The 4,298-nt window shown below is 59.9% G+C and carries 3 protein-coding genes; 2 read left to right on the top strand and 1 reads right to left on the bottom strand.

Annotation, left to right across the window (positions count from 1 at the left end; all coding sequences use genetic code 11):
- Positions 1 to 176 precede the first annotated feature (176 nt).
- Together D6877_RS15400 and D6877_RS15395 are read left to right on the top strand one after the other, a co-directional pair.
- On the top strand, positions 177 to 863 hold the full coding sequence (locus tag D6877_RS15400; RefSeq protein WP_347233418.1) for a DUF1266 domain-containing protein: 687 nt from the start codon (positions 177 to 179) through the stop codon (positions 861 to 863).
- Positions 860 to 3,532: a DUF805 domain-containing protein gene (locus tag D6877_RS15395; RefSeq protein ID WP_130911348.1), complete on the top strand. Its 2,673-nt coding sequence runs from the start codon at positions 860 to 862 to the stop codon at positions 3,530 to 3,532. The genes D6877_RS15400 and D6877_RS15395 overlap by 4 nt, the downstream gene beginning before the upstream one ends.
- On the opposite strand, the gene D6877_RS15390 is transcribed toward D6877_RS15395, so the two are convergent.
- A partial coding sequence (locus tag D6877_RS15390) for an Hsp70 family protein (RefSeq protein WP_153189068.1) occupies positions 3,529 to 4,298 on the bottom strand: 770 nt, incomplete at its 5' end. The two genes, D6877_RS15395 and D6877_RS15390, sit on opposite strands and share 4 nt — an antisense overlap.

The raw sequence follows: 4,298 nt of genomic DNA, 5'->3' as shown, positions 1-4,298 counted from the left end.
CCGAACCGGCGATAAGCCGCTGAACGAAAGGCCCCGATACGTCGGGGCCTTTTTTCTGCGCGCAAAGAAAGCCGACGCAACGTTTGCCGCTGGCTTTGTGGCTCTTTACAATCCGCGCCAACAAGGCCAGCCCCCCCTAATTCCCGCTGGCCCCGGAGCCTTTGTTCATGGACGAAATGGAACAGCGCTGGCTATACGCGCTTTCTGCGCCTTTGGTCGCCCTCAATCCCGACGCCGATTACACCGCGCCCACCTATTGCTTTGACCTCAAACATGTCGATGTCGAAGGTGGTTGGGGCATCACTACGCGCGAACAGCTGTTGGACATGCTGCGTACTGCCGATGACGGCCACGCTACGCAGTTGAACGAAGCCTATCGGCAGTGGCAGAGGTGTCTGCCGTCCGAATGGCAGGCCTTGCTCGCAACACTCGACACTCGCCAGCGAGCTTTCTACGAATTCGCCAGTCGCACATTTGGCGAGTGCGGTTCAGGTGGCATCCGTGCCTGGGACCTTGGTCGCATGGGTTTTCTGCTGCGTTCTGCAGTGCTGCACGGCTGGATTGATCTCACCGAAAGCCTTTGGCTGCATGGTCGCATGGCGGCACGCGCGCGCTACTACTACGACAGTTGGACGAGCTACCTTAACGGCTTTGTCTTCGGCAAAGCCTTCTGGCATTGCCTGGGCAACAAAGATGAAGAGCTGGAGCACGAATATGACCGGCAAGGCGATTACATAGGCACCACCGTGGTCATCAGAAAGCTTGATCGTGATGCGCGCGCGCTGTTCGCACAGTTGCCCTGGGACATGCCCTTGCATCCACCCGAGCGGCCTGATTCGCTAGGGGGGTTCGACTGGTCATGAGCTGCTGGATTCGCTTGGGTATCGAGCCCACCAAAGACAACGACATCATTCGCGGCGCCTATCGCGCGCGCTTGCCGCAGCACCATCCGGAAACCGATCCGGAAGGTTTTCAGGCGCTGCGTGAGGCTTATGAGCTGGCATTACGCTTTGCCCGCGAGGAAGCCGTGGAGTCGGATCAACCGGTTGCTGATGAGATCAGTCCTGCCGATCAGACGATGGGCGACTTTGAAGCACTGCTGCTTGATCCAGCGCGTCGCTTCCAGCCGGTGGCCTGGCATGCATTCAACCTTGAGCTGGACCGCCTGCCGCTGGAGGTGCTGGACGAAGTTTGCTGGCCATTGCTGCGCGAGTTGCTCGACGCCGGCCCGATTTCCCATGTCTGCGCCCGTTTGTTGGCCCAGCGCCTGGGCTGGGGAAGCCGCATGCTGGATCTGGATTTCGACAACGCACGGCATGTCGACGAGTTTTTGCAGCGGATCAGCGCGGCGGATCCGTTCGACACCTCGTTGATGAGCCATTGGCCCGCTGTCGCGCAGTTGGAAACTCTCTGGTATGTGCGAACCCTGAATCACCTGCACCGAGAGGCATCGCTCGACGACTACCGTCATTTCGCCGGCCTGCACACTTGCATCCCGCTGCCTGCTGATGACGGGTTATTGCAACGCCTGGCCATACAGTTCAGTCAGGCTGATATCGCCAACAAAGACTTTCTCGACATTATCAGCGAGCAGCATCGGCTTGCGCCTGAAGATGTCGACTGGCTGTATCTGTTGGCCTGTCAGCGAAGTGCGCTGGGAATGGAAGAGTTGGCACTGCAGGCGTGGGTGCGGCTCTGGCGCGGACATCAGCATCCGAAAGCGGCGACGTGGTTACTGGCATTGTGCGCGCGACATCAGCCTCAACGCCTGCCGCTGCTGATTCAGGCCTTTGATCGTCTGGAAAACTTCCGCGACTGGTCCGAGGATCTAGGCGATGTCACTCAAGAGTACGGCAGTCCATCACAGCGCCCGGAAACACTCGGGCGTTGGTTCAGGGCCAGGCAGCTCGAGTTGCAGGACATTGCCGGTGCATTTGTCGAATGGCGTGTCAGTGGTGACGAGTTGCCGTTGTTGGCGGCGCTGATCATTGACAGTGATGACCGTCCGTTGCAAACGCTCTACCAGCATGCCTGGGCTTTGCACCGCGGTGATGTGCCATTGCTGCGACGCATCATGGAGGCATCCGAGCCGGAGGATGTGCTCGATCAACTGGTGTTGGAAGGCTTGCAGTATCAGGCCGGGCAGCAGATCTGCTGGTTGACCCGAGCGCCGATTCCTCAGGCCCTGGAAGCGTTTCTGGCCAGCGACTCGGCATCGACACTGCCGTCGGCGCTGGAAAAGGGCGAACCGCTTGAGCTCAGCCTGCTGTGGATGCGCCGTTTGCGCGCTTACGACGCCCGATCGCTGGCGCGGCTTGCCGAAGCGTTCAGTCTCGACAAACGTGACGAACGGCTTGCGGGGCTCAAGTTGCAAGCGCAACTGGCCGCGCAAGGAATGCTGCTTCCGGCCGTCGATAGCTACTCTGATGTCTGGGAATGGCATCGTCAGGCGATTTACCTGCTGGCCACCCTCGACGATCCGACGCGTTGGCTGGGCGCGCAATCGGCACACTGCGTCGACGCCATGAACATTGCGCGTGAACACCCCTTGGCCCGTTTGCAGCCGCTGCTCTGTCGCCTGAGTCGCGAGCAGGGCAGCGCCAGTGGCCTGCTCGGCTGGCTGCAAGCGGCGGATCCGGTGCACTCGCTGCTCGCGCGCAAGTTGTTCAGTGTGCATGAGGCGCTCGATAGCACTCGGCTGTTGGGTAATGACCGTTTGTTCGAGTGCATGCGCAGCGACATCGCCAGCTTCAACGAAGATTTGCTCGGGCGCATGCTCTTGGGTGGAGTCCTTTACCACGATCCGTTGCTCACTGCGCAACAGCGTAAATACCTGCTGGAAAGTATCACCGAGGTGGTCAATCCACAGGACTGGTTCGACGGCTTCCGTCACAGTCTGATCAAGGGTGAGCCTGTTCACCCGCCCCGTGAGGCTCTCGCGGAGGAGGGTGTCAGCGACGCCTTTTACCTGGCGCTGGATGTGCTGAAGGATCTGGTGCGTTTTGGCAATCTGGGCTTGCCAAGGCAGAAGGTTCTGTTGCGCATGCAGCGGGCCAAGGATGACTCGGAAAATGGACTCGGTTTGCGCTTCGCATTCAGCGCATTGCTGTCGTGGTCCGAGCGTTTGCTGTTAGCCAAGGCAACGACCCGTCCAACCCCTGCCGCTGCGTTCTGGAGCCTGGGTACCCGGCTGGGGCGCGGGGCGTTTATCTGGCAGGTCATTGGCGCGTTGCTGGTGACGCCCGTGGCGGCGTTGCTCAGCGGTACGCCTGTATCCGGCATCGTCGTGTTGCTACTGGGCCTGGCGTTTCTGCTCGGTGCGGTCCTGCGCCGTTTGCATGACATGGGGCGGGGCATTCCGATGTTGCTGATTTTGGTAATGCTGTCGCCGGTATTGCCGTTCCTGCCGCTGATACTGTTCGGTTTTCCCGGAGAGAAGCTGCCCAATCGTTATGGCGTGCCACCGGACAGTGGCGGTGAAGATACGTTGTCCGGTGGTTTGCAGGCGACCTTGCGGCGACTTATCGGTTAGAGGCGTAACTCATCCAGTACCTTGTTTAGTTGTGAGCGGTGGCTGGCGATTTCTTCCGATCGCTGGTCGCCCAGCACCGTGGTGAAACTGTCCAGCCAGTCGGCAATCCGCTGGCGTTCTTCGCCCAGACTTTGCGTCCACGCCCGTTCCAGTCGAGCCAGCAGGGTTCGATTGGGCAGAGTGTCGCGGGGGTGAATTTTCAGCGTACTCAAGCGTTCATGACTGGTTTGCCGCGATTGCGCATCGAGTCCGGTCGGGCTGCGGTCAATGCTGTGGCTGTGGCGTTCGCCCGTCCCTGGCAGGGTAACGTCAACTTCGAGCAAGCCGTTGATGTCATAACTGAATCGCACATCCAGCGCCTGGATATCATCGCTGGGCGTCAGCGTGACATCGAAAGCATCGATAAAAATGTTGTCGCGTACCCACGGACGTTCGCCCTGATAGACCGCAATACGGACGACTTCCTGTCGTGGAGATGTCGTGTGGTAACGCTCCACCCTTGAGGTCGGGATGATGGTGTTACGTTCGATGATCGGTGAGAAAGCGCCTTTGATGTCTTCGCCACGCATGGTCGAAATCCCCAGCGTATACGGACAGACATCGGTCAGAATCAACTCTTCCACCGCACCGTCCCGCGCCTTGCATGCCGCCTGCGTCGCTGCGCCCAGCGCCACGATGGTGTCCGGATCAAGATGCCGATAAGGCAGGCGCCCAAACAACGTGGCGACCATTTGCTGTACCGCCGGCATGCGCGTGGCGCCACCGA

This window comes from Pseudomonas sp. Sample_9, from assembly GCF_004307535.1.
Taxonomy (GTDB): domain Bacteria; phylum Pseudomonadota; class Gammaproteobacteria; order Pseudomonadales; family Pseudomonadaceae; genus Aquipseudomonas; species Aquipseudomonas mercuritolerans.
This window is presented reverse-complemented; position numbering and strand designations above follow the sequence as displayed.

What these genes read in the sequence shown, in the direction of transcription:
- D6877_RS15400 (WP_347233418.1), top strand. Translation starts at nt 177, where the DNA reads ATGGAACAGCGCTGGCTATACGCGCTTTCTGCGCCTTTGGTCGCCCTC.
- D6877_RS15395 (WP_130911348.1), top strand. Translation starts at nt 860, where the DNA reads ATGAGCTGCTGGATTCGCTTGGGTATCGAGCCCACCAAAGACAACGAC.